This window comes from bacterium (assembly GCA_022616075.1).
GTDB lineage: Bacteria > Acidobacteriota > HRBIN11 > JAKEFK01 > JAKEFK01 > JAKEFK01.
In genome coordinates this window covers 76293-101571 of record JAKEFK010000211.1, presented here as the reverse complement: position 1 = coordinate 101571, position 25279 = coordinate 76293, and the positions used below count along the sequence as shown (strand labels likewise).

At 48.8% G+C, this 25279-nt stretch carries 20 protein-coding genes; 7 read left to right on the top strand and 13 right to left on the bottom strand.

Annotated features, from left to right (window positions below; all coding sequences use genetic code 11):
* Positions 1 to 15: 15 nt before the first annotated feature.
* From L0156_17360 to ychF, 7 genes are all read right to left on the bottom strand, one after another.
* A complete protein-coding gene (locus tag L0156_17360) occupies positions 16 to 2445 on the bottom strand; it encodes an ABC transporter permease (protein MCI0604758.1) in 2430 nt (809 codons plus the stop codon).
* 96 nt (positions 2446 to 2541) lie between these two features.
* Positions 2542 to 5154 carry an excinuclease ABC subunit UvrA gene (gene uvrA, locus L0156_17355; GenBank protein ID MCI0604757.1) on the bottom strand — a complete coding sequence of 871 codons (2613 nt, stop codon included), beginning with the start codon at positions 5152 to 5154 and terminating at the stop codon, positions 2542 to 2544.
* 1 nt (position 5155) lies between these two features.
* On the bottom strand, positions 5156 to 6088 hold the full coding sequence (locus tag L0156_17350) for a flippase-like domain-containing protein (GenBank protein ID MCI0604756.1): 933 nt from the start codon (positions 6086 to 6088) through the stop codon (positions 5156 to 5158).
* Positions 6085 to 6825, bottom strand: a complete 741-nt coding sequence (locus tag L0156_17345; GenBank protein MCI0604755.1) for a class I SAM-dependent methyltransferase — start codon at positions 6823 to 6825, stop codon at positions 6085 to 6087. Before L0156_17345 ends, L0156_17350 begins: the two co-directional genes overlap by 4 nt.
* Before the next feature lie 35 nt (positions 6826 to 6860).
* A complete protein-coding gene (locus tag L0156_17340) occupies positions 6861 to 8069 on the bottom strand; it encodes a glycosyltransferase family 4 protein (protein MCI0604754.1) in 1209 nt (402 codons plus the stop codon).
* A gap of 96 nt (positions 8070 to 8165) precedes the next feature.
* The gene (locus L0156_17335; GenBank protein ID MCI0604753.1) at positions 8166 to 8735 is read right to left on the bottom strand and encodes a molybdenum cofactor guanylyltransferase; all 570 of its coding nucleotides are present in this window, start codon (positions 8733 to 8735) and stop codon (positions 8166 to 8168) included.
* Entirely contained in the window at positions 8732 to 9796 is a 1065-nt protein-coding gene (gene ychF / locus L0156_17330; GenBank protein MCI0604752.1) for a redox-regulated ATPase YchF, read from the bottom strand. The genes L0156_17335 and ychF overlap by 4 nt, the downstream gene beginning before the upstream one ends.
* 97 nt (positions 9797 to 9893) lie before the next feature.
* Here ychF and L0156_17325 point away from each other — a divergent pair, with 97 nt between their 5' ends.
* The gene (locus L0156_17325) at positions 9894 to 10865 is read left to right on the top strand and encodes an aldo/keto reductase (GenBank protein MCI0604751.1); all 972 of its coding nucleotides are present in this window, start codon (positions 9894 to 9896) and stop codon (positions 10863 to 10865) included.
* 21 nt (positions 10866 to 10886) lie between these two features.
* Complete coding sequence (locus tag L0156_17320; protein ID MCI0604750.1) at positions 10887 to 11186, top strand: hypothetical protein; 300 nt, start codon at positions 10887 to 10889, stop codon at positions 11184 to 11186.
* A 12-nt stretch (positions 11187 to 11198) separates the two neighbouring features.
* On the opposite strand, the gene L0156_17315 is transcribed toward L0156_17320, so the two are convergent.
* The 5 genes from L0156_17315 to L0156_17295 all read right to left on the bottom strand — a co-directional run bounded on the left by L0156_17315 (position 11199) and on the right by L0156_17295 (position 18389).
* Positions 11199 to 12422 carry a glycosyltransferase family 39 protein gene (locus tag L0156_17315; protein MCI0604749.1) on the bottom strand — a complete coding sequence of 408 codons (1224 nt, stop codon included), beginning with the start codon at positions 12420 to 12422 and terminating at the stop codon, positions 11199 to 11201.
* Positions 12423 to 12444: 22 nt separating this feature from the next.
* Positions 12445 to 13845: an aldehyde dehydrogenase family protein gene (locus L0156_17310; GenBank protein MCI0604748.1), complete on the bottom strand. Its 1401-nt coding sequence runs from the start codon at positions 13843 to 13845 to the stop codon at positions 12445 to 12447.
* Positions 13846 to 13922: 77 nt separating this feature from the next.
* Positions 13923 to 14855 (bottom strand): radical SAM protein, encoded by a 933-nt coding sequence (locus tag L0156_17305; GenBank protein MCI0604747.1) that lies wholly within the window; start codon positions 14853 to 14855, stop codon positions 13923 to 13925.
* Between the two features lie 79 nt (positions 14856 to 14934).
* On the bottom strand, positions 14935 to 17004 hold the full coding sequence (locus tag L0156_17300; GenBank protein MCI0604746.1) for an Ig-like domain-containing protein: 2070 nt from the start codon (positions 17002 to 17004) through the stop codon (positions 14935 to 14937).
* A 119-nt stretch (positions 17005 to 17123) separates the two neighbouring features.
* Positions 17124 to 18389 carry a serine/threonine protein kinase gene (locus tag L0156_17295; GenBank protein ID MCI0604745.1) on the bottom strand — a complete coding sequence of 422 codons (1266 nt, stop codon included), beginning with the start codon at positions 18387 to 18389 and terminating at the stop codon, positions 17124 to 17126.
* A gap of 184 nt (positions 18390 to 18573) precedes the next feature.
* Here L0156_17295 and L0156_17290 point away from each other — a divergent pair, with 184 nt between their 5' ends.
* Both L0156_17290 and L0156_17285 read left to right on the top strand, forming a co-directional pair.
* Positions 18574 to 18780, top strand: coding sequence for a hypothetical protein (locus tag L0156_17290; protein ID MCI0604744.1), 207 nt, complete (start codon positions 18574 to 18576; stop codon positions 18778 to 18780).
* Between the two features lie 21 nt (positions 18781 to 18801).
* Positions 18802 to 19404, top strand: coding sequence for a hypothetical protein (locus L0156_17285; protein ID MCI0604743.1), 603 nt, complete (start codon positions 18802 to 18804; stop codon positions 19402 to 19404).
* Here the strand turns inward: L0156_17285 and L0156_17280 are convergent.
* Positions 19381 to 19866, bottom strand: a complete 486-nt coding sequence (locus tag L0156_17280; protein MCI0604742.1) for a DUF4112 domain-containing protein — start codon at positions 19864 to 19866, stop codon at positions 19381 to 19383. The two genes, L0156_17285 and L0156_17280, sit on opposite strands and share 24 nt — an antisense overlap.
* A 65-nt stretch (positions 19867 to 19931) precedes the next feature.
* Here L0156_17280 and L0156_17275 point away from each other — a divergent pair, with 65 nt between their 5' ends.
* The 3 genes from L0156_17275 (at position 19932) to L0156_17265 (ending at position 25275) form a co-directional block, all read left to right on the top strand.
* Positions 19932 to 22316, top strand: coding sequence for a protein kinase (locus L0156_17275; GenBank protein MCI0604741.1), 2385 nt, complete (start codon positions 19932 to 19934; stop codon positions 22314 to 22316).
* A gap of 79 nt (positions 22317 to 22395) precedes the next feature.
* Positions 22396 to 23775 (top strand): MBL fold metallo-hydrolase, encoded by a 1380-nt coding sequence (locus L0156_17270; GenBank protein MCI0604740.1) that lies wholly within the window; start codon positions 22396 to 22398, stop codon positions 23773 to 23775.
* A gap of 294 nt (positions 23776 to 24069) precedes the next feature.
* Complete coding sequence (locus tag L0156_17265) at positions 24070 to 25275, top strand: hypothetical protein (protein MCI0604739.1); 1206 nt, start codon at positions 24070 to 24072, stop codon at positions 25273 to 25275.
* Positions 25276 to 25279: the final 4 nt, after the last annotated feature.

Sequence of the window (25279 nt, the reverse complement as noted above, 5' to 3'; positions counted from 1 at the left end):
CCCACGCTACTTTGTTTACTCGCCTCTTAGAGTGAATAGTGGATCTATCGAAGCGGCTCTTTTTGCCGGCAGCGAAGTGGCAAGAAGGGCAACGATCATCGCAATGCCTGCGGTGGCTGCGTAAATCATCGGGTCCACTGGCTCGAGTTTGAACAGAAGGCCGGCAAGGTACCGGGATAACGCGAGGGATGCAAGAGTTCCCGTGATCAGTCCGGCGCAAGCAAGCAGCAGGCTTTGCCGAAGGATCATCATAAGGATGTTTTCCCGTTTTGCTCCGAGCGCCATTCGGATTCCAATTTCCTTCCTCCTTTGCGTAACTGAGTAAGATAGGACGCCGTAGATTCCTACTGCCGACAGGGCCAGCGCAGTTGTTGCGAACAGGACAAACAGGAGCATTGTGAATCTTGGCTGTGCAATCGAACCTGAAAGAATTTGATCCATCGTTGTAATCTGGTAAATCGGTAGATTCGGATCGAGCGACTTAATTCGACTTCTGATCAAACCGATCAGCGCAGTCGTATCGGACGTTGCGTGGATTACGAAGGACATTGTGAGTTCGCCAATCTGTGAATGCGGAAAATAGATCTGCTCGCCACCTTCCTCCTTCAGCCCCGCGTTCTTTACGTGTCCTACGATCCCGACCACTTCACGCCAGCGGGCGCTTCTCGGGGAATTGCCGAAAGCGATCCGCTTGCCGAGCGGATTCTGATTTGGCCAAAAAAGGTTCGCTAGATTTACATCTATAATTGCAACTCGAGTTGTTTCTGTCGTGTCACGATCGCTGAAGTCACGGCCGCTGCGAAAGGGCATTCCCATCGCGCGAAAATAGTTCGGTGTGACGAAACGGTATTCAAAACCGTACGCAGGCTCACCGGGCTGGATCGGTTTGTCTTGCACAGAAAATGTAGCAGTCCAGTTGTGATTCGCAATTGGAAGACTAGCATTCGCGCCGGCCGACTGCACTCCGGGCAATCTTTCGATCTCGTGGCGCAACTGTTGGTAAAAATTGATAGTGCGCGATTCGTCCTGGTACTGCGCCGGCGGCAAGGCCAGGGTAAAGGTCAAACGATTTCTTGTTTGAAATCCCGGATCAATCGAAATCAAGCGCCCAAAACTTTTCATTAACAACGCGGCTCCGGTCGCCAGCACGAGCGCCATTGCTATTTCCAGAATGACCAGAATGCTTCTAAACCGGTGAATCGATTTGGGCGGTGTGCTTGTGCCTTCCAGTTTCAAAGATTGATAAGGATGAAACAGAGACACTCGCATTGCGGGGACAATTCCGATCATCGCCCCGGCAAGCAAAGATACAACAAAAGAGAAAGTCAGAACTGTGCCATCGATTGCGATCTCGCTCAATCTCGGAAGTGTTTCCGGCGCGATTGCGGGAAGCAACATGGTGCTCCAGTACGCCAGCAGCAAACCGATCATTCCGCCGGCGATTGCAAGCAACAAGGATTCCACGAACAACAAACGCACAAGACTGATTCGATCGGCGCCAAGCACTGCGCGGATCGCGATTTCCTTTTCGCGCCCACCGGTTCGTGAAAGAATGAGATTCGCGACATTGGCGCATCCAATCGATAGTAGGAAACTCACCGCTCCCATCAAAACGAGTAGCGCGGGCTCGACGTCCCCAATGATGGATTTCCGCAACGGAACGACGATCGCGCCCCAACCGGCGTTTGTCAGGAACTCGGCCCTTTCAGGCGCCCGTTGGAGGACCCGTGCCGCAATCGTATTCATTTCCGCATGAACCTGCGATTCGCTAACCCCAGGTTTCACGCGCGCGATCATGGAAAGGTATTCGCTCCCGCGATTATCATTCGAGAGTTGTTCCGGTGTGAAAGCGATCGGCATCCACAGATCGAAGTCCGGTGTTGGAAACCAGAATGAGGCAGGCATGATTCCGATGACCTCGCACTGATTTCCAGACAAGTTCAAAGTTTTTCCTATCAACGCAGATTCGGATCCAAAGCGTCGCTTCCAAAGATTGTGGCTCACGATCACCACCGAATTTTTTCCGGGCTGATCCTCTTCTTCAGTAAAATTTCGTCCATATGAAGGCGAGACTCCCAGCAGCGGAAACAGCGAAGAAGATACTTTCGCTGTACGAATCCTTTCCGGCTCACCGCGTCCGATCAGATTCAAGCTCGATTCTTCGATCGCTGCCATGCTTTCAAGCGTCCTGCTATCTCTTTTACGATCCATGAAATCCGGAGGAGACACGTGCGCGCGGGATTCCTTCAACTTGCCGTAGCGGTTCCAAACCATCACGAGTCCATCCGGTGATTTGTAGGGAAGGGGGCGAATCAACACTCCATTAACTACACTGAAAACAGCCGTGCTACCACCAATTGCGAGGGCCAACGTGATGATGATTACGACTGCGTAACCGCGGTTCTTGATCAGATTACGCAGGGCGTAGCGAAAATCATCCAACATGCCAAATACTTAGACCTGGCTTTCATGGAAAGGTTGTAGCGCGGACGTCTCGTCTGCGCGCGCTGTTTCGCAGGCGGGACGCCTGCGCTACTTTGTTTACAAATGATCCGCCAGATAACCGCCGGTCAGAGACTTTTTGCTGCGAGCAATTTTTTCCGGCGTGCCTGTGGCAACGATTTGTCCGCCTGCTTTTCCGCCTTCCGGTCCCAGATCGATGATGTGGTCTGCGGACTTAATCACTTCGAGATTATGTTCGATCACGACAACAGTGTTTCCAAGCTCCACAAGGTTCAGAAGGATTTGCAGGAGATGGCGCACGTCTTCGAAGTGCAGACCCGTTGTTGGTTCGTCCAGTATGTATAGAGTCTTTCCGGTACTTCTTTTGCAAAGTTCCTTCGCCAGTTTTATTCTTTGCGCTTCTCCGCCGGACAGAGTCGTGGCCGCCTGTCCCAGATGAATGTAGCCCATTCCCACTTGATCGAGGACCTGGAGCTTCGGTTTGATCTGAGGATGGAAATCAAAGAACTCCAGCGCTTCTGAAATGGTCATCTCCAGCACATCTGCGATGTTCTTTCCTTCATACAGGACTTCGAGCGTTTGCTGGTTGTATCGTTTGCCTCCGCAGATTTCGCAGCGCACGTAAACATCAGGCATGAAATGCATAAAGATACGGATTTCGCCATATCCGCGGCATTCGGCGCATCTTCCGGAAGCCACATTAAAGGAGAAACGTCCGGGGGAGTAAGCGCGAATTCGTGATTCAGGCAACTGCGCAAAGAACTCGCGAACGTGATTGAAGATTCCCACATAAGTTGCTGGGTTCGAGCGCGGTGTTCGTCCGATCGGCGCTTGATCGATATTGATAATTTTGTCGATTTGATCGAGTCCTTCGATTTTTTCATGCTTGCCCGGAGCTTCGCGCGATTTGTATAGCTTTTTGGCAATCGCTTTATATAGGATATCGATCACAAGAGTTGATTTTCCCGATCCGGAAACACCTGTCACGGCGGTAAAAAGGCCAATCGGAATCTTCACATGCACATTTTTCAGATTGTGTTCCGCGGCTCCGATCACTTCGACATAGCCTCGATTTGCTGTTCTTCTTTTTCGTGGCACAGGAATTTGCTTCGTGCCGCTGAGATAAGCGCCGGTCAAAGAAGCGGGATTGCGCAAGACATGATCTACGCTTCCTGCAGCGACCAGATTGCCACCTGCTTTTCCTGCGCCCGGTCCGAGATCCACCATGTAGTCGGCTGAACGGATGGTCTGTTCGTCATGTTCCACAACGACCACCGTGTTGCCGATTTCTTTCATCGTTTTCAGCGCATCGATCAACCGTTGATTGTCGCGCGGATGTAGCCCGATGGTTGGTTCATCCAGCACATAAAGGATGCCCCTCAGTTTTGCGCCGATCTGGCTGGCGAGCCGGACCCGTTGCGCTTCGCCGCTGGACAGTGTTCCGATCTTGCGTTCCAGCGTTACGTATTCCAATCCAACTTTTTTCAGGAAACCAAGCTTCTCCTTAACCTCACGAAGGATCGGCGTTGCAATGAGCGATTCTGTTTCGTTGAATTCCCATGAATCGAAGAGCTCTTCCGCTTCACTCACAGCAAAATCCATCACTTCTGCAATGTTTCGTCCGTTCACTTTCACAAACAGCGCTTCACGGCGCAGACGGGTTCCCTTGCATTGCGGACAGGGAACCTGTTCTTCTTCCGGCAAACCATCTTCCGCAACTTGCCACTGGGCGAGAGCGGTTTTTGTCGGTGAATAATAGAGATCCGCTTCCGTGGTGGTAGAGCTTAGCAACACACCTTCAGCCATTTTTTCCACTTCGCGATAATACTGGCTCTCTTCACTGATCTCGCCGATTCCATCACATTCCGGACACGCTCCCAAAGGAGAATTGAATGAAAAAAACCGCGGTTCCAGTTCAGGAAAATTGAAGGAACATTGCGGACAGGCACGATTGACTGAAAATAATTTTTCGCGTTCGTCGTGCAAAATCACCATGCTTCCCTTGCCGAGTTTTAAGGCAAGCTCGGCCGAAGAACGGATTCGTTCAGCTTGCACGCCGGCATCCAGCGGGAAGCGGTCGATTACGATTTCAATCGTATGGATCTTGTGACGCTCTAAGCGAACCGGACCCTCCAAAAAAACCATCGCGCCATCGATGCGCGCCCGCGTGTATCCCTTTTTTTGAAATTCCTCAAGTTCTTTTCTGTATTCCCCTTTCCTATCGCGAACAATAGGCGCCAGAACTTGAATTTTGCTTCCGTGAAGATTTTGAATCTGCGCAACGATCTGATCGATTGTTTGTGATTGAATGGCGATATTGCATTTTGGACAGAAAGGGATTCCCAGCCGCGAAAAGAGGACTCTCATGTAATCCTGGATCTCGGTGACGGTAGCGACAGTGGATCGTGGATTTCTGGTAATCGTCTTCTGTTCGATCGAAATCGCGGGAGAGAGCCCTTCGATGGAATCCACGTCCGGCTTTTCCATTTGTTGTAAGAACTGGCGCGCGTACGCGGAGAGCGATTCAACATAACGGCGTTGTCCTTCTCCGAAAATCGTATCGAAGGCGAGGGAAGATTTTCCGCTGCCACTCAGGCCGGTGATGACGATCAGCTGATTGCGTGGCAGCTCCAGATCCAGATTCTTCAGATTGTGCTGCCGTGCGCCACGGATGATGATACTCGTATACATGTTATTTCTTAATGAGGTAAAGTATGCCGCCTATAAGACCGTAGAAGAAGGTTAAGATATAGTCCCAGAGAGAAAATGCAACCGCCAGAGCTTCGCTCACGCCGAAAGGTCCCAGCAAATAAATATAAGAGAATTCGCGCACTCCGATTCCGTTCGGAGTCAGCGGCAGAAGTTGAATGCAAATCAAAATTGGCATCACGATCGCGGCTTCCTGAAAACTGACCGGCATCTGGATGCCCCGGGCGATGAAGTAGTAGTAAAGAATCACATTGATCTGAAGCAGCAAAGCCAGAAGAAACGTTCCGATCAGAACACCCCTGGAACGCGAAAAATACCAGAAAGCCTCGAACATAGAGAGCATTTTTCCACTCAAACGTGCGGGTAATTTGGCCGTCATACGTTTCAACCATTCGGCGAAGCGGTCACTCCCGTAAAACAACAGCATGCTGAGAAAGCCCAAAATAGCGAGTGCAAACAGGGCGGTCGCGAGCGCTTTCACCTCTTGAAAGCGCGGATAAAAAGCCACTGCCGCAATCCCGATCAGCAGCAATGCATAAACTCCGGAAAGCCTTTCCACGAAAATCACCGCAAAGGGACGCAGAAGTGATCCGCTATATTTTTTTGAATCCACCATGCGATAGATATCGCCTCCAACGCGCGTAGGAAGAAAATTATTAAAGAAACCTCCAATCAAGTAGGATTGAATCAAATCTCTAATGGGCGCTTCGACTGTTTGCGCGTCGAGAAGCAGCTGCCACCGGTAAGCGCTGATCAACAGGCCAATGATATGAAGCGCTCCAGCGAGCAAAATCCAACGCCAGTTGCTCTCTGCCATTTCGCGGCTGATTTCAGACGGCCGGACTTGAAAGGTCAGTAGTAGAACCAGAAGCGCAATTCCTGCACCCAATTTCAACCAGAAAGGTTTTACCTTCATCGGATGCGGCGCGCAAAAATCGTGGCAGGAGAACCGAACAGATGTGTGAGTCCAATACGTCTGAACAGTTTTTCGGAGAGGCTTGTAAAACGAGTGCTTCGAACAATGCGATGCGCAAAAATCGGCAAAAAGAATCCATCATCGCGCGATACGATTTGGAAATGTTGTTGCCTCAAATGCTCTTCTACTCCTTTCAGAGGCAAGACTTTGTAGGCCTGCAGGTTTTTCGCAAAAGGTTTCTTCAGCCAATGAAAGAAGGGAGCAAATCGGAGAAAGCCACGGCGTGGTGGCAGGTCGATGATAACCCAATCCCTGGAAACCCTGCAAAATTCCGCCAGCGCCTTCTTCCAATCGATTACATGCATCAGCAACCTGAAGGAAATCGCGCAATCAAAACTATTATCGGGTAAGGGCAGATTATGCGCGTCTACAAACTTCGTTTGCAAACCTGAATTCGTTATTTTTGATTGCAGCACTTTCAGCATTTCTTCGGAAGCATCACAAGCGGTCACCCTGGCCCCTTTTTCCAGGAATGGAATTGTGAGTCTGCCAGTTCCCGCTCCGATATCGATCACTTCCCATCCCGAAACGTCCGGCAAAGTTGAGAACACTAGCTGCTCTTGTGTATGTTTGATGAATTCTCCGATTGCGCTCCCGAAACGCAATCGATCGAAGGATTGGGCAGTCTCCGGATCTGCGTACACACGATAGCTGTAGTGGTTCTTTGCGGAATCCATTCTAAATAACCCGTTTGTAGTAGCGAATTCAGTCGCTATTTCTTAGCGAATGAATTCGCTACTACGAACTGGCCAGTCGGCTTCTTCAAATTCTGGACGTATTCGTACAGTTGCGCTGTCTTTGTGATGTATTCCTTGTAACTGTATTTCTCTTCCGCAACGCGGCGCGCGCGTTCCACCATTGCGGCTGTTTCCGGATCTTCAATCGCTCGAATGATTCCATCCGCAAATGCTTCGGCCTTCGGCTCGGTCAGGATGGAAATATCCGGCGTCAACACCTGCGTATGAGTGACAAGATTCGTTGCAACGATCGGTTTGCCGCTACGCAAATAAGAATAAATCTTCAAAGGCGTATTGGTTCCGGATTTTCTTGGCGATACAAGAACATCTGCAATCTGAAAATAATCGCGCACTTCCGCGGCGGGAATTTTTTCGACAAAATGTACATGCGATGCAACGCCCAGCTTCTCACTCAGGTCCCGGTAGTATTGCGTCAGTTTCGCATTGCCGCCAACAAGGAGAAATAGAATGTTTGATCTTTTGGCGGCGACCAGTTTGGTTGATTCCAGCAATAGATCCAGGCCTTGATAATGCTCAAATGTGCCGGCATAAAGGACAACTTTCTTTCCTGGAAATTGCGGAGCTGCTCCGGCTGTCATCTTTTCTCCGGGGAATATTTCTTCCGACTGCGGAGTGTTTTCAATCACGAACACCTTTCGCGTCACGCCGGATTCCACAACGTGCTCTTTCAAATAAGGACAAATTGCTATGATGGCATCCGAAGATTGGAGCGCAAATTTTTCGAAACTCCGCATGATTTTGTGGATCCAGCCCGCGTGAACCACATCAAAGTTTTTGAATTGTTGAGGCAGGGAAGAATGCATGTCGTAGACATGTGATATTTTCCAGAATTTGCGGAGGATTGCTCCCCAGAAACAAGCCTCTTCATGAGTGTGGACGGCGTCGTACCGGTTTCTAAAAAGTAGTTTTAATACGGTGAAAAACAGGAAGAAATCCAGGAAGAGTTTTCCGATGGATGGCCCGACTTTAACGGACGAAATTCCCGGAATGCGCAGCGACCGATAAATCCTAAGCCCGGCGATCTCGACATTTTGCCCCAGCGGATAAGTCGCCAGATCCACTTCGTGTCCCAGCTCCGATAGCGCCTTAATCCGGAAATACTCACTGAACGGAGTTCCACGTGGCTCGAAAAATGGCTCAGGCGCAATCATTAAGATTTTCATAAATAGGAAGCCGCCAAGACGCCAAGCCGCCAAGATTCTGAAATGAAAAATTCTTTCATGACGTCTTGGCGCCTTGGCGGTTGGTTTTTATTAATATTACAGTTTCTCATAATCCGACGGGGTATTCACGTTCTGAAACATCTTTCCGGACGGATCGAATTGCCCGATTGCTTCTTCCGTCACAAAATGCACACGCGCAGCGCCGAGAGCATCTCGCAACTTATACTTTTTCGCCGCTATCGAAGCCTCAAAACCTGCCAACAACGACTCCGAATAAACGGCGTGCAACATTTCCTCGCGCCCTTTCCAGACCGGAATCACGACGTCAAAATCCGAAAGGCTGCAAAGATACTGGATGAAAGCTTCATTTAAATAGGGCATATCGCACGCAACGCAAAATGCTCTTGAAATGCCCGCCTTTAATATGGATGTGATGCCACCAATCGGGCCAATATCAGGATGCAAATCCGGAATTTTGGGAAGCCCGTATTCAGCAAAGTCATCCTGATTCCGAACACTCAGGAAAACGCGGGAGAAAATACCATTGAGTATTTCGATGGGAGCATCGATTAGATACCTGTCGCGATAAGGCAGCAAGGCCTTGTTTTTTCCCATGCGTGTGCTCTTGCCTCCCGCAAGAATGACACCCGCCACCGACTCAATCATACGTTGAAACGGAAGGTGATGATGTCCCCATCTTGCACCACATAGTCTTTTCCTTCCAGCCGGAAAACACCTTGTTTTTTTGCCTCAGTGAAGGAACCGGTTTTGACGAAATCAGGATAGGCAACCACTTCGGCGCGTATGAAGCCACGCTCCATATCAGAGTGAACCGTGCCGGCCGCTTTTTGCGCATTCAGTCCGCGCCGCAACGGCCAGGAGCGCACTTCTTCCGGTCCTGCTGTAAAAAAGAGAATCAAATCCAGCAGATGAAACGTTGTGTGAATCACGCGGTCCCGCCCAGTCTCCTGAAATTGATATTGCTCCAGGAATTCCTTTCTATCGTCCGCTTCTAATTGCCCGATCTGTTCTTCCAGAGGGCCGCAGATGTAAGTAATCTCCTGATTCTTCGAAAAGGCATCGGATACAAATTGATCTCGTTCGTTCAAGCGCTCTTCGCTCAAATTCACAATATGCAACAGCGGCTTTTCGCTGAGAAAAGCGAAGCTCCGCAGTCTCTTTTTTTCGTGCGCCTCAAACTCTAATTCACGAAGCGGTTTTTCGGCTTCGAGCTGTTTTATACACTGTTCCAGCAACGCGAGCTCATCTTCGTTCTCTTTATTCTTCATCTTTTTTACGAGCATCGTTAGCTTTTCCAGCCGGTTATGAATCACATCCAGATCTGCAAGAATCAGCTCCAGATTAAAATCCTGAATATCATTTTGTGGATGAAGGTCCGAGGGAGGAATTCCCATTTCTTCATCTTCAAAAGCTCGTACAACATGCAACAGGCAATCCACGGTTCGAAGATGAGATAGATACTCAGCTCCTTTGATTTCGCCACGTTGCACGCCCACGAGATCTACGAATTCTGTAGTCGCAAGCGTTTTCTTTTTCGGCTGCACGAGATCGTGTAGTTTCTCGAGGCGTTCATCCGGAACTTCAGCCACACCGACGTTCACAGCTTTGGCTTGCGCGAAACGAGAGGTTTCCGCATGTCCACGCGTAAGTAAATTAAATAGAGTCGTTTTTCCTACTTTTGGAAATCCTACAATTCCTGCTTTCATATTCACCGCAGAGGGCGCGGAGGGCGCTGAGAGGAAAAGACAGAGTCTATCTCTGCGATCTTTGCGTCCTCCGCGGTGAAAGTATAATAGTTGGCTTGTGAAATACAGACAACTGGGCAGGACTGGGATCTCCGTCTCAGAGATCGGATTCGGCTGCTGGGCCATCGGCGGGCCCGTGGATTTGTTTGGGATCCCGGTCGGTTGGGGCGTTGTGGACGACCGTGAGTCAGAAGCAGCCATCCGTCGTGCTTTGGAGCTAGGCATAAATTTTTTCGACACGGCTGATGTTTACGGCAGTGGACATAGTGAAGAGCTGCTCGGTCGTTGCCTGCAAGGAGCGGATTCCATAGTCGCAACAAAGGTGGGAAACGCGCGGAAAGAAGGACGCCCCGTTAAGGACTTTTCTGTGACACACATTCGAACGCGACTCGAGGCCAGCCTGAAACGACTGAACCGGGAAACGATCGATATCTATCAACTACACAATCCCCCTCCGGAAGTATGGCAAGCCGAGGAAGCTTTTCGGTTGCTAGAACAACTAAAACAGGAAGGTAAAATCCGTGCCGCCGGAGTATCTATTTCGACGATGCAAGAAGGCATTCATCTGATTCAGAACCGGAAAGTGGACTTGTTGCAGATTCTCTTCAATATCCTGAATCAGGCGCCCGCCGGCGAGCTTGTACCTCTTGCGGAACAGGCTCAAATCGGATTGATTGCCAGGGTGCCACTGGCCTCCGGCATGTTAACGGGCAAGTTCCAGAAGGACCATAAATTCCCGAAAGATGATAACCGGCAAAACTATCTAACACCCCGCCGACTTCCCGAGGCTCTGGAAAAAGTGGATCGCTTGAAACAAATTTTGCAAGATTCGGGTTATAATGTTCAGCAAGTCGGATTGGCCTTCTTGCTTCGCTTTCCTGTAGTGCCGATACCGGGAGCGAAGAATGTAGCTCAGCTCGAACAGAATGTCTCGGCAACCGAAGTGCAGTTACCGGACCATTTGTTTGATACGATTCGTGAAGAATTCGCGAGTTACAATTTTTACTTGCGACATAAAGTTCGCGTCTAGTGGAGCGGGGGAAGTTTCATCGTGGAATCTGAACAGTTTCAGTGTTTTGAAACAATTCTGAAAGAAGCCGCCGAGTCAGATCTTGATCAGCTTGTAATGGTACCGCGAGAAGACGTTTGCCACCTTTATATGTTGTCCAATGGACGAATTTTGAAAGGGATCACCTTTGAAAAGGACATTACTAGAGCTTTTGTGGAATATTTTACAGAGCAAGAGTTCCCGGAACCTATCCAGGAAACGCTCTTGTGCGAACTGAATGCCATCACATCCGTCGCATTAGGGAAATGTTTTACTGTAAAAATTGTGAAGAAAGAAACGTGACGCGGACGTCTCCTAATTGCTAGCGGGCCGTTTGAAATCGAATTTCCTTGCGGTTTCATAAATGGAATTTGCGGCAATCCCCGCGAATATATAGACAGCCGGCATACCTTCCACCAAAAGACGAAAATGCATTGCCGCTGCAGTCATCATCGGAAGAATACATCGGCCAACAATCACGCATAATGGGAGAAGCAGAATCCATTCGCGTCGGTAAATGGAGATTGCGATTCCCAGAATTCCCAGAACCACCGTGCAGTAGGCAAACACATGATCCGGAATCCATTTCGGTATTTTGTACAGACTCTTGGGTAGATCATCCTTTATAACGTTGATTAAACGGAGGAAGGGGACAACAACATAAACACGAATTTTGCCTTTTTGCATTTCTTGCCTGGTAAGCTTTGCATAGTTGATGTTTGGATTAAGCTTTAAATTGTGACTGTATCGGTAATGATCATCCATTTCGGTAATCCAGGAATTCGCCCATTTGACCTGAGGCAATCGGCTTTTCAGGGTGAGATCACCAACAGGTGCGAATCTACCTGCAATTTGATAGTTTCTAATAATCCACGGTGAAGCGGCTGCGAAAAATGTCAAAACGAGCAGTAGCGATTTGGCAATTTTACGTGAGAGTATTGCACAGGACAGCACCAGTAAAGGGATGATCAAAACTTGATCCGCCCGCGCAAACCATGCAAAGGCACAGGCGAGTCCTGCAGCCACCCAGAAAAGTGTGCGTTCCCGCCTGATGGACAGAAGCACAAGATAAAGTGAAAGGGTGATGAAGAAAGTTGCAAGGATTTCAGCAGCAAGGACACGAGTGTATCTTGCAAGCAGGGGACAAAGCAAAGCGGTGATGATTGCCATACGCTTCGCTCGCTCATTGAGCCCAAGCAATTGAGCAATCAACCCTGTCAGATAAATGGTCAATAACTCCAGAATCAACTGCACGAAAGCTACGAAGCGTAAATTGGAGTTATTACTAACCAAAAAAGTACCCGCCAGAAAGAAGGCATAGCCTGGATTGTGTTCCGAAGTATCTGGTTTGTAAGGAGCCTTAGTGCTTTTAGAGAAACCATTTCCTGCCAGGAGGTTCTTCGCCTGTGGAACATAGCGCTTTCTTGCGTCAAAGCCGATATTGATCGGGGGCATTAGAATGGCGGCTCTTATAACAAAAGCGAACAGGCAAATCGCTATAAGAGCCGCATATTTTCCGATCTTTGAATCTTTTACCATAGCATGCATGGTTTTTAGCACGTCAAAAATATTTGACGGTCCATTGGATCAGCTTTTTCATCTTTTCCGTATAAGGCGGATAAAAAAAGGTCATAGCACCGGTCTTTGGTTGTTTCAAAACGGCGCGTTCATGTGAAAAAGCCCTGAATCCGAAGTAGCCGTGCGAATTGCCGATTCCGCTGTTGTTGATTCCGCCAAAAGGTAGTTCCACGTTCGCAAAATGAACAGCAACATCATTAATACAAACTCCACCGGAATGCGTATGATCCAGAATGTTTTTTACAAACGAAGTATTGTTGCTGAATATGTAGAGCGCGAGTGGGCGCGGCTTTGAATGGATCTGTTGGAGTGCGTCTTCCGGACTCCGGTAGGCCAAAACGGGAAGGATCGGACCAAAGATTTCTTCTTCCATGATCTGCGAATCCGCAGGAACGTTCGATACTATTGTCGGAGCAAAGTACTGGTTTGATTCCTCAATCTCTCCGCCGATTTCTATCCTGGCTCCCTGTTCCACTGCGACAGTGAGCATTTTTTTCAATCGCAGCTGATGTTTTGCTGAAATGATCTTGCAGTAATCCGGGCTGTTCTTTGGATCCTTATAGAGCTGTTGCAAATATTTTTTGGCAGTCTCTATAAACTGTTTTTCTCTTTTCTCCGGGACCAGTAAATAATCGGGGGCGACGCAAGTCTGGCCGGCGTTTATCATTTTTCCCCAAACGATTTTTCTTGCGGCATCTTCCAGGTCATAAACTTCATCGATAATTACCGGTGACTTCCCACCCAGTTCCAGAGTTGAAGATGCAAGATGTTTTGCGGTTGCCTGCATCACAATTTTTCCAACGGCCGGGCTTCCCGTAAAAAACACATGATGAAAAGGCTTCTCCAACAGCAAAGTTGCGACCGTGTGATCTCCCTCAAAAACGGCAACTTCTTCTTGCGGGAAAGTTTGTTCAAGAATCTGTTTGATGCAGCCGGATGTATGAGAGCTGATTTCGGAAGGCTTGAGCACGACGCAGTTTCCAGCAGCGATCGCCGAAACAACCGGGCTCAGAGCAAGCTGGAATGGATAATTCCATGGAGAAAGAATCAGGGCCATGCCTTTAGGCTCATAACGGATAGAAGCATTAGCGCGAAAAAAGACAAGTGGATTCTTCAGCGGGCGCGGCTCCATCCATTTTTGCAAATGCTTGCAGGCGTGCCTGATCTCACTGAGCACCGGATACAATTCGCTCAAGCCCGTTTCTTGAGGCGCTTTCCTCAGATCCTGGCGCAAAGCGGTTTCGATCAGACTTTGATTTGCGAGAATTTTGTCCTGCAATCTGCGCAGTTTTGCGGTCCTTTGATCAGCAGACGTGTTCCGGATTGTGTCGCAATGGGCTTTTTGCAGTTCAAAAACACGATCGATTTCGGAATTAATTGCCACGGCTCTATTTGAACAGAAGATCGCAAAGAGCGCAAAGAAATTAAAATTTTATCTTTGCGGCCTTCGCGTTCTTCTGTTCAAAACGAGGGAAGATCGCGTAAGGAGCGTTGGTCTAATCGCCGCAAGCCGGCTTCGCGCGCGGCGGTGACCGCTTGTTCGAATTCAGTCTTGAACAGATCTCTGTGGATTTCGGGATATTTTTCCGTCTTATTGGCGGGGTAGTATTGCGCCATCACGTTGACGTAGGTATCCTGTGAGATCTCACTCACGATGTAGTTCATGATTTCTTTTGTATCGGCTACACCTCCCGGCATTACCAGATGGCGAATCAGCAATCCACGAATCGCCATTCCGGACGAATCGAATTCCAATTCTCCTACCTGCCGGTGCATTTCTTTGATCGTCCGTTTTGCGACTTCTGCATAGTCTTTGGCCTTTGCGTAAACCTTTCCGTGCTCTTCGGTGAAGAATTTGAAATCCGGCATGTAGATATCAACGATTCCATCCATCCATCTCAAACTCTCCATGCTGTCATAGGCGGAAGTGTTGTAGACAAGCGGCAGATGTAAACCGAGCCGGATAGCGATGGGAAGGGCCTCAAGAATTTGAGGAACTACGTGTTCCGGCGTGACAAAGTTGATGTTATGACAGCCTTTCTTTTGCAGCTCCATCATCATTTGTGCGAGCATTTCGGGAGTTGCCACAACGCCAACTTCAAGCTGGCTGATATCATAGTTCTGGCAAAAGACACAGCGCAGATTGCACATGCTGAAAAAAATTGTCCCGGAGCCGCGCCACCCACGCAGGCAGTCCTCTTCACCAAAATGAGGGAAGTAGGAAGAAACACGCGCGTAGCGGCCTGTTTTGCAAACTGCCTTCTTGTCTTCCAAACGATTCACCGCACAATCACGCGGACATACTTTGCAAATGCCTAAAGAGGCAACCGCTTGTTGTGCGCGCGATTTGATTTCGGAAAGTGGAAGTTTGAGGTAGGCAGGAGTGAAGGCCATCAAGCTAAATTATACAGTGCAGAGCCCGACGTAAAAACATTGGGGCGGCGCGAAGCCGCCCCAATCACAGGGGATTTGATTAGTAGACGACGATGCCTTTAAAGCTGCAGGTCTTTATTTTGTTATTCGGTGACCACGTTCTAAAGCCCACAATACCGGACGGCGTAGTTGCGGGCGCGAGCGTGATGATCAAAACACCATCCACATATACCCTGAAGTTGCTTCCATCAAACTGCATCTTAATGTGGTAATACGTGTTTGTGGCGATCGTTCTCGAAACGGTTAGTTGAGCAACGGTTGTGCCTCCGGAAACCTGTTTCAGAATGTAGCGGTTTTTGTCATCCTGAATTTGAAGCTCCACGTTAGTCGAGCTGCTCTGGTACCATCCGAAAACAGAGGCGCGTCCTGAGGCTGTTTGAATTCTGACATCTGTTTCGATCGTGCAGTTAGTGCAACCGCCGAAATTGGGTGATATGGCCCTGCCGTCCTTCGTTGTGCCGGTCAGATCGCCATTCACAACGGACCATGTCCCACCGGTGAGCGTCCAGCCTGCGGCGTTTCCATCTTCGAAGTCATCGGAGAAGGAGACCGAGGCATTGTTTACGTTGACATTGACCGGCGAAGATGATGCGCTATGACTTGCATTGTCATATGCGATCGTTGTCAGGCTGTGACTTCCATTTGCCACCGTGGTTGTATTCCAGCTTGTGCTGTAGGGTGAGCCTGTGTCAGTACCGATCAGATTCCCATCGACAAAAAATTCTACGCGATTCACCGAACAATCATCCGATGCGTTCGCCGAAATCGTAATCGTTCCGCTGACTGTGGCGCCATTGCCAGGAGAAGTGATCGAAGTCGATGGCGGCTCAGTATCGACGCATCCCGATCCTGATTCGTATGCGCCGATGTCATGCGTGCTGCCTGCGGGACGCGGATTCCCTTCCAGGTCGTCCGTAACCTGGGCGAGCAGAAAACCGGAGTCGATTGCCGGTGAACCTGCCTTCAGGTGGTAATCGTCCACAGAAGCATTCACAAAAAGCGCAGTTGTGTTTGAAATGAACGAATTCAAATCATGCCCGCGCGATTGCCAGGTTGCAAGACTTACGAAACTTGCGCCATCGTTGTAGGAAAAAACATTCACCACCGCATTGCGATTGGAATCCAATCCCGGTTCACTTTCCGAATCGACATTGATGGAACCGCGAGTTCCCAGATGAATAAGAATATTGTTTTTGATCTCATTGTTGGTGGAACCGTTTAGTAAAGAAATGACAAATCTGCCGTTCGAAGGTTGCACGATTGTATTGTTGTAGATTTTGTTGTGATGTGTGCCGAACTGATTGCTTCCCTCTCCATCATCCCAGCCGGCAATTCCACCCGCAACGTTCTTGTAAAGCAAATTATTCTGAACAACAGAATTGATCACGGATGCCAGATTGATGGCCGCTCCGCCGGCAGCTCCGTTTTCATAAATGATGTTGGAATCAATCAATGCGTTGGAGATGATTCCATCGCCTGCCAGTGCCGGATCGGCATTGATCTGAATTCCCGAAGCGTTGTTGTGATGCGCTTTGTTGCCAATGATGACGGGATTATCCGCGCTATTGGAAACATAGATTCCATGTTCGATTGCGCTGAAGGAGGTTTCATTGTTTTCAATTAGAATTCCTTCGGCGTAACCCGTGAAAATTCCCCAGCGTGAATTGTTGTGGCAGTAATTATTCCGGATCACAATTCCATGAACTTCCGGGCTAGGTTCTCCTTGAACAGCAATGCCTGAACGCAAAGCGGAATGCACTTCAAATCCTTCTATGTGAACATAGCTCGCATTGCGGATCCAAAGATTGTCGTTGTTGGTGTTCAATGAACCCTTTGCATTTACAATGGCCCCGGGTTGTCCGATAAAACGAATCGGCGCAGATATGGTCCCGGATTTTGAGAATTTCGCCCCCACATAGGTTCCGGCGGTTACAATAACGGTATCTCCCGCGTTCGCAACGTCCGCACCTTTTTGAATGGTTCGAAACGGAAGAGGCAGGGTTCCAGGGTTGGAATCATTTCCCGATACGGAGACGTAATAGGTAGCTGCGTAACACTGCATGAGACAAAAGAAAAGGAAGAAGAGAGTAATCGTCGTCTGTTTTTTCATTGTTCCCTACACCTCCAATTTTTGTTGTGCAATTATGCTGCCATATCTAAGGGCTAGAAGTATCAATCACTTACGGGGCGGATTCAGATCCTGATGACAAAAAATGTTAGTGGCCAGGGTCAGGATTTGACCTGCTCCACCTGTACCCTTTGAGGGGCTGTCCTGGATATGTCTTGCGGTTGCAGCACTGCTGCTTCCAAATCTTTTTTTAATTCCGTGATCGTGCGATAACGGTGAATGGGGTCTTTCTCCAGTGCTTTGCAAATAATCCTTTCAATTTCTGTAGAGATTCCGGGATTCACTTTCGTTGGAAGCTCCGGCTCTTCCTTCAGTTGCATAAAGCCAACTGCGATCGCTGAATCTCCTGTGAAAGGAACGCGACCCGTAAAAATTTCATACAAAATGATTCCGAGTGAGTAGATATCGGCGCGCTCATCAATTTTCTTGCCGGATACCTGTTCCGGCGCCATGTATTCGGGAGTTCCCATAATGAGACCTGTCGCCGTCATGCCTTCCATGTGTGCGGTTCTTGCTAGCCCAAAATCAATGATTTTGATGCGGTTTGTCTGATCCAGAATAATGTTTTGAGATTTAAGATCCCTGTGAATCACACCTTCACGATGCGCGGCCTCCAGTCCATCGCAAACTTGAGCAGCGATGTTGAAACCTTGCATCATCGATAGTGCGCCATTCCTTTTTATATAGTCTTTCAAACTCGTGCCGTGAAAATATTCCATCGAAATGAATGTGAGTCCATTGATTTCGGAAATGTCATGAATGCGAATGATGTTCGAATGCGTAATCCGCCGCGCCGCAGATACTTCTCTTTTTAATCTTTGCAATGCGTCTTGATCGTTACTCAGTAAGGGTGAGAGGATTTTGATCGCCACCTGTTCTCTGAGCTCTTTATCATATGCATGGAACACAATGCCCATTCCCCCGCGACCAAGCTCTTTCAGGATTTGATAACGTCCTTCCAGGGCTGTGGCAACATTCATAAAGGTAGTGGGCATCTGGCTGACTCCTGCAGCATCCGGATTCGTTACAATCCTGCCCAGACTCAATGACCTCTCCAGTTGATAGTTCATTTCCGAATCGAGCCGGCATATCAAGGCTTCCAGATTCTGCAGTCTCTCTTCCAGCTTTTTCATCTTACCTTCCTCTTCGGGACTCTTTTGCGCGGCAGTCTGTGCAAGTTGCTTTTTGTGTCTCATCCACATTGGAAGAAAGATCCAGGAAGTGATCGATCCAAAAACGATTGCAGCAATCAGAACGTCTTTATTGGAGCTGAGAAAAGCCATCCCGAAGACAGCGACGATCAGCCAGAAGAATCCGCCTCGATTCTTCAGGCTGGGAAGTTCAGGTAACTTGTCTTTTAGCGCCATGAGCTCCGAGAGACACGAATTGGTGCCTTAATCATAACAAATACTCCATACGAGAATAAACCCGTCAACGTTCTCGAGGATGTATGAAAGGGATTTGAAGGTTTCTACGACAAACTTATTGAGGTTGCCATGACAACTTTTTCTGAGCTCATCCGATTATATATAGGTAGAGAGGTTAAAAAAGATGTTTGGGGATCAAAAACTTGAGCCAAGGCGATATGAAGATCCGAAACTTCGGGATCTGAACTCCGGTGAAGTTGTAGATGTTATTTCGCCGGGATCCTTTGAATTGGAAACGGTTCTGCTGGATTCCGCTTACTACAAATTCCGGGGAAAAGAGTACAGGTTTCTGCTTTCAAAAGCGCGTGAGCTCGGATTGAAGGTTGCGTGAGACAGGTATAATGTTGGCAGAATGATTCTGCTGTTGATCCTCTCAACATTTACTTTTCAGCACGGTGGGGCAGACATGCAAGGTTTTCTTGCAATGCCATCCGATCCGCCGAAAGCTCTCCTTCTTTACTTCCATCGTTACGTAGAAAAAGGGGACGCAGTAAAACTCTGGGGGGAATCACTAAACCCAAACGGTTATGCCGTAGCCGGCTTCACAGCTCCCTCATCCGGGAATATCTTGGAAGCGGCAGAGAATGCACTTTTGTCGCTTCGCAAAAATCCGGAGCTTGAAAAAGTGCCGGTGATTGCAATAGGTGCCAGCATGGGCGCAGTTTCAGCGGCGCAATGGTTTGCTTCCAGCTCAAAAGTGAGAGGTTTGATTTTGATCGTTCCAGGTTCTCCGGACATTTGCTCATTTCTTAAGGCTGCTTCAGGCCGGCCTGTTTTCTTGATTCAGGCGGAGAATGATGAGATAACTCATGGCTCCGGCGCAAAAATCCGTAAATGTCTCAGTTCAGGGAAACCATTTATGTTAAAGGGAGCCGGACACCTCTTTCCTCCTTCCTCTGTGGCGAATGAAATCAGTCAGTGGCTCGATTCGCTACCCCTGAGCACCACCAAATAAACGGGAAATCGCCCAGATCATAACGACAAGAACGGCAAAAGCCATCCCAAGAAATGCGGCAACCAGACCGCCGATGAAAATCCAGTGCCTGTTCGTGCTTTTCAAAGGGGTCTCGGCGTATTGATGAAATAGTTTCATGTTCCGGGTGTTCGCCTTGTAGACGAAGTCAAACGCGTCACCTACAAAAGGGATCGCGCCAATTGCGAAGTCCAGCAAACTATTAACAAGCATTCTCACGATTACGATTTTTGGAAGCCTGAACTGAAAAGCGCGTATGAGCAAGAAGAGTCCCAAAAGCCCGCTTATGATATCGCCGGCCCCTGGCACCAAACCGAGCACCGCTTCCAGTCCAAATCGCCATTTTGTGCCGGGAATCTTAAAACAGTTGTCCAGGAGCCAGGCAAGTTGATCGAGCTGATCCCGGGTTTTGGTAATCTCGACGGTCTTCTGTTCAGTGTTCATGTACAATAATCTATTCCTGAGAGTTTAAACGTATACCATTAGATAAGGAAGAATTCACTATAACCATGGCTCACGATCAGTTTTCAGATTTGTTGATCGGGTACGCTCTCGATGAGCAACCGGAAGAGGTGCGCCTCAGAGTCCTTGCCCATCTGGAATCCGGTTGTGATACTTGCACAACAGAGCTGAAAAATATTCAGGAAACGCTCCATAAACTTCCGTTGAGCTTGCCGGTATATTCTCTTCCCGCTTCGGTGAAAATGCGAATCGATCAACAAATTGAAGACGAGATGTTCCACGATAAAGATTTTCACCGGCAGAGCGTGTCTCATTACAGATTAATGAGACGTCTTGGAATTGGCGGCATGGGAGAAGTCTTTCTTGCCGAGGATACAAAACTTGGCCGTTCCGCTGCAATCAAATTAATCCGTCCTGAAGGGGCAAACCAGGAAAGGAAGAAACGTTTCTTGCGCGAAGCTCGCGCGGCTGCAGTTCTGAGCCATCCCGGAATTGCTACGATTTACGAAGTAGGTGAAGACGGCGGTACAGACTTCATTGCCATGGAGTACGTTGAAGGGCATTCTCTGAAGGAAGAGCTCAGGGAACAACCTCTGGATCTGGAACGCATCATCCGGCTCGGAATTCAGCTGGCAGACGCTCTATCGGAGGCACATGAGCGCGGGATTCTGCATCGCGATTTGAAACCGGAAAACATTCAAATCCGGAAGTTGGATCAGCTGAAGATTCTCGATTTTGGTCTTGCAAAATTTCTCGAAACGCGCCTTGAGGATGACTACACATCTTCCACCGATGCTGTTGTCGGAACCATTCCTTACATGAGTCCGGAACAAATCGAAGGAAAATTCCTGGACGCACGCAGCGACCTTTTCTCAGCTGGTTCTTTGCTTTATGAAATGGCGACCGGCCGCGCACCTTTTACGGGTGAGAATCCGGGCGCCACTCTGCAAAACATCTTGAACTGCAATCCAGCTCCCCCTTCCTCGCTGAACCCGCAAATTCCTTCTTCATTGCAAAAAATAATAGCCCGCTGTCTGCAGCGAGATCCAGCGTTACGTTATCCTTCTGCTAAAGAATTAGTAGCAGATCTCACACTACTAGAGAAAGGGAAATCGATCGATTTCGCCCGCCCGGTGACTTCCATTGCGCGCCCCGCTATTTCGATTGCTGTTTTATATTTCGAAAACCTCAGCGAAGAAAGGGAGAGTGATTATTTCCGGGCCGGAATGACTGAAGACATTATTACGGAGCTTTCCAAACTGAAAGGCTGGGAAGTCAGGCCGCGAACTCAAGTTGTTCCCTACAAGGACCAGGAGATTCACATCAAGGATATCGCTTCGGAATTGAAAGTGACTCACATTTTGCAAGGTAGTATCCGAAAAGCGGGAAGTCGGTTGCGAATCTCAGCTCAACTTGTGGAGACGCGTACGGCAAGTTCGATGTGGGCGGAGCGTTACGACCGCGACCTGCAAGATATTTTTGAAATCCAATCAGAGATTGCCCAAAAAATCGCAGTGGCCCTGAAAGTTCATTTAACCAAATCAGAAAAACAGGAATTTGCGAAACGTTACACGGAAAATCTCGAAGCCTATGATTCTTATCTACGCGGCCGTGAAATGATTTTCAGGTTAAGCAAGGAAGGTGTAGAAGGCGCGATCGATTATTTTTTGCAGGCCGTGCAAGCAGATCCCAAGTATGCTCTGGCTCATGCGGGTCTGGCGCAGGCTTACGCGATCAGCCTGAGTTTTTATGGTGGTCCTGAATCACTGGCCGATCAATCGATCGTTCATGCCGGCAGGGCGCTGGCTCTGGAAAAGAATTTACCCCAGGCATATGCCGCCCTGGGTCTTGCTTATTTCTTGAAACGGATGATTGAAGATGCAAGAGAAGCCTGCTCAAAAGCGGTGCAACTCGATCCATATGACCCCTTCGCTACGTGGATTTCGGGACGCTTGTTGTACCGGATGAACCAGTATGAGGAATCTGCTGAGCGATTCCGGAAAACGATTGAACTCCTTCCGGATTTTTACACGGCGTATGCTGATTTATCGCAGGCTTATGAAAATATGGGGATGCACGAGATCGCGATTGAAACCCGTAAGAAGACGATTGAGTCCTGCCGCAAGTATGTTCAGGATTTTCCGAATGAAGCAAGAGCTCGTATCTTTCTAGCGACAAGTTATGCATGGCTGGATGCGCAGTCCGAAGCAATTGCAGAAGGAAAACGCGCTGCCGACCTGAGCCCGAAAGACCCGGTACTGATGTACAACCTCGCCTGTCTTTTCAGTTTGTTGAATGAGAAGGAAGAAGCAGTGCACTGGCTCTCGAAATCGATCCAGCTCGGACGCCGGGATTTCGAATGGATGAAACGGGATCCGGAATTGGAAAACATTCGCAATCATCCCGCCTACCTCGCCCTTATCAACCAATAAAAAAAGTAGCACAGGCGTCTCGCCTGTGGAAGCGCAGGCGGGACGCCCAGCGCTACTTTTTTCAGCTATAATTGCTTTGATGTATTTCAAACAATTTTATCTTGGGTGCCTTGCTCACGCTTCCTATTTGATTGGCAGCGACGATGAGGCTGCTGTTGTAGATCCGCAACGTGATGTGGATCAATATATAGAGGAAGCCGCACGCCAGAATCTTACGATCAAGCATGTGATCGAAACTCATTTGCACGCAGATTTTGTTTCTGGACATCGGGAGCTTGCCAGACGGACCGGCGCAAGAATCTATTTTGGCTCAAAGGCGCAAGCTCGTTTTGAACATGTTCCGGTTCAGGAAGGAGAAGAAGTCCGGTTCGGTAAGGTGAAGTTAAGATTCCTGGAAACTCCCGGGCACACACCGGAATCCATTTGCGTTCTGGTTTTTGATCGGGAAGAGTCTGAGAACCCGGTAGCAGTTTTAACAGGTGATACGATGTTCATCGGTGATGTCGGGCGCCCTGATTTGTTGGGCGCTACGATGAGTCCGCAGCAACTCGCCGGAATGTTGTATGACTCTTTGCATCAAAAGTTGCTGACACTACCTGACGATGTGAAAGTGTTTCCCGCGCACGGCGCGGGTTCCATGTGTGGGCGGAATATTTCGAGTGAAACCAGCTCAACAATCGGTGAGCAGCGGAAGTTCAACTATGCGTTGCGGCCGTTGCCACGCGAAGAATTCATAGACATGATGACGACCGATTTGCCGGAGGCTCCGGCTTATTTCGGTCAGGATGCCCAGTTGAATCGCGAAGGGCCGATTCCGCTCGATGAGCTGCCGTCACTAAAAGAACTCTCGCCGGCGGATGCCCTGCAATTTCGTGATCAACGCGCCGTGATTCTGGATACACGCTCGGCTGATCAATATGGAACAGGACACATTCCAGGTTCACTCAATATTGGATTGGGTGGCCAGTTTGCTACGTGGGCCGGTACGTTGATTCCGCTCAAGACGCCGATTGTTCTTGTTGCCGAAAACGAAGAGCGGGTGCAGGAAGCGCGCCTGCGTCTTGCCAGAGTCGGTCATGAAAATGTCGTTGGTTTTCTTGGCGGTGGAATCCTGACCTGGTATCAAGCGGATTTGCCCCTTGCCACAACCGAACAAATCAGCGTTGATGAACTGGAACGTCGAATCAAAGAAGGCGCGACGAAACAGCTCCTGGATGTGCGCAGGCCCGGTGAATGGACGTCCGGGCATATCAAGCAAGCCGTGCATATTCCTCTGAATAAACTGCGTGATAATGTGAACCGGCTCGATCCTGAGAAAGAAGTCACAGCGATTTGTGCCGGCGGTTATCGTTCTTCTGCCGCGACCAGCGTGCTGGAACAAGAGGGGTTCCTTCGTATTACAAACGTCGTGGGCGGTATGACCGCCTGGACAAAAGCCAATCTTGATGTAGTTAAGTAGAACTACAGTCACTCTTCATCCGTATATCTCCTTGAAATTCTGTTTTGACTGGCTTGGCGTGTTGGCGCCTTGGCGGTTGATCTAGAGGGGAATACCGATGATTCGAATTGAAAACGTATCCAAAAAATATCGATCCGGCGTGTTTGCGCTATTTTGCTCGGGTTGGTGGGCTACTACCTTGTTAGTAACTCAATCGGAAGGGACACGCGGACGCGTACAGGATTCGTCATCGCCTCCACGACAGTCCGCAATCACGAATACTTGATTGGCATTTTTCTGAGTAATGTACTTTTTTTGTCGGTCGTCATCTTCGGATTCATGCTGAGCAGTATGGTGATGCAACTTGTACGCGGAGAAGCCGCAGTCCGGTTTTCTTCTTTTCTATGGCACTACGCGCTTCTGTTACCGCCCATGATCATCTTTGTGTCTGGAATTGCTTTGTTGTTTGAATCTATTCGCTGGCTCTCCGGCCGGTTTGGAGACCTCTGTTATTTTCTCGTATGGATGTTTGCTTTCGGCATGGTCGCTGTTTCAGCTGAAAAACTCGGGGGAACGAACTGGAGCTCTTATTTTGATACATTCAGTTTTGCATTCATGCTGGAGCAGGTAAAACAAATTACAGGGTCAGACTCTTTATCCATCGGAAGCAGTAGTTTTGATGCATCACAACCTCCTTTTCTGTTTCCCGGTTTAACGCTCTCACGGTCCTGGATTCTGTCTCGAATCGTATCAACACTGTTTCCTTTGATATTTGTGATCGGCGCGATGTTCGCATTTCACCGGTTTAATCCCACAAGAATCAAGTCCTCACAGGTCGGTTCTCGCAGAAGTCTTGTGGGAAGGTTGAACGCCCTGATCAAGCCGCTTATTGCTCCTCTCTTTTCTATAAGAATTTCGGCAAGACCGGGATTCTTCAACGCGATCCTTTCTGAAGTGCTGCTGACTCTACAGTTAAAGCCGCTCACAGGATTATTTCTCTTCGGTTCATTGACAGCATCCTTGTTTTCCGGAATGGACTCGCTACAGCAAAAAATTTTACCGGCACTCTTCGTTGGAGTGGCAATGATTCTGGCAGATTTGCCAACCCGCGAAAAGAGTGCGGGAACAAGCACCATGCTGGAATCGATGCCTTTGTTAAAACCTCACTTTGTCTGGTGGAAGCTGGGCACCGCATTTGCATTTGTTCTGTTTCTTGTATGCATCCCGGTGTTGCGGCTGATTCTCTTCAAACCATCCGCATCCATCTCTCTCATCATCGGATCAGCATTCCTAGCATCGAGCGCGATTGCGCTTGGAATCGCAAGCGGTAACCCAAAAGCGTTCATGGTTAGCTTTCTGATGTTTTTGTATCTGGTCATGAATGACAGCGGGAAAACTCCGGGCTTCGATTTTGCCGGCTGGTATGGCACGGCTACTCTTTCGGTGCAAATGATGTACCTGCTTCTCACCGGCGGTATGATTGTCTTCTCGCTCGTAGCGCGGACGTCTCGTCTGCGCTAAGCTC

What these genes read in the sequence shown, in the direction of transcription:
- L0156_17360 (MCI0604758.1), bottom strand. Translation starts at nt 2,445, where the DNA reads ATGTTGGATGATTTTCGCTACGCCCTGCGTAATCTGATCAAGAACCGC.
- uvrA (MCI0604757.1), bottom strand. Translation starts at nt 5,154, where the DNA reads ATGTATACGAGTATCATCATCCGTGGCGCACGGCAGCACAATCTGAAG.
- L0156_17350 (MCI0604756.1), bottom strand. Translation starts at nt 6,088, where the DNA reads ATGAAGGTAAAACCTTTCTGGTTGAAATTGGGTGCAGGAATTGCGCTT.
- L0156_17345 (MCI0604755.1), bottom strand. Translation starts at nt 6,825, where the DNA reads ATGGATTCCGCAAAGAACCACTACAGCTATCGTGTGTACGCAGATCCG.
- L0156_17340 (MCI0604754.1), bottom strand. Translation starts at nt 8,069, where the DNA reads ATGAAAATCTTAATGATTGCGCCTGAGCCATTTTTCGAGCCACGTGGA.
- L0156_17335 (MCI0604753.1), bottom strand. Translation starts at nt 8,735, where the DNA reads ATGATTGAGTCGGTGGCGGGTGTCATTCTTGCGGGAGGCAAGAGCACA.
- ychF (MCI0604752.1), bottom strand. Translation starts at nt 9,796, where the DNA reads ATGAAAGCAGGAATTGTAGGATTTCCAAAAGTAGGAAAAACGACTCTA.
- L0156_17315 (MCI0604749.1), bottom strand. Translation starts at nt 12,422, where the DNA reads ATGGTAAAAGATTCAAAGATCGGAAAATATGCGGCTCTTATAGCGATT.
- L0156_17305 (MCI0604747.1), bottom strand. Translation starts at nt 14,855, where the DNA reads ATGGCCTTCACTCCTGCCTACCTCAAACTTCCACTTTCCGAAATCAAA.
- L0156_17300 (MCI0604746.1), bottom strand. Translation starts at nt 17,004, where the DNA reads ATGAAAAAACAGACGACGATTACTCTCTTCTTCCTTTTCTTTTGTCTC.
- L0156_17295 (MCI0604745.1), bottom strand. Translation starts at nt 18,389, where the DNA reads ATGGCGCTAAAAGACAAGTTACCTGAACTTCCCAGCCTGAAGAATCGA.
- L0156_17290 (MCI0604744.1), top strand. Translation starts at nt 18,574, where the DNA reads ATGTTTGGGGATCAAAAACTTGAGCCAAGGCGATATGAAGATCCGAAA.
- L0156_17285 (MCI0604743.1), top strand. Translation starts at nt 18,802, where the DNA reads ATGATTCTGCTGTTGATCCTCTCAACATTTACTTTTCAGCACGGTGGG.
- L0156_17280 (MCI0604742.1), bottom strand. Translation starts at nt 19,866, where the DNA reads ATGAACACTGAACAGAAGACCGTCGAGATTACCAAAACCCGGGATCAG.
- L0156_17275 (MCI0604741.1), top strand. Translation starts at nt 19,932, where the DNA reads ATGGCTCACGATCAGTTTTCAGATTTGTTGATCGGGTACGCTCTCGAT.
- L0156_17270 (MCI0604740.1), top strand. Translation starts at nt 22,396, where the DNA reads ATGTATTTCAAACAATTTTATCTTGGGTGCCTTGCTCACGCTTCCTAT.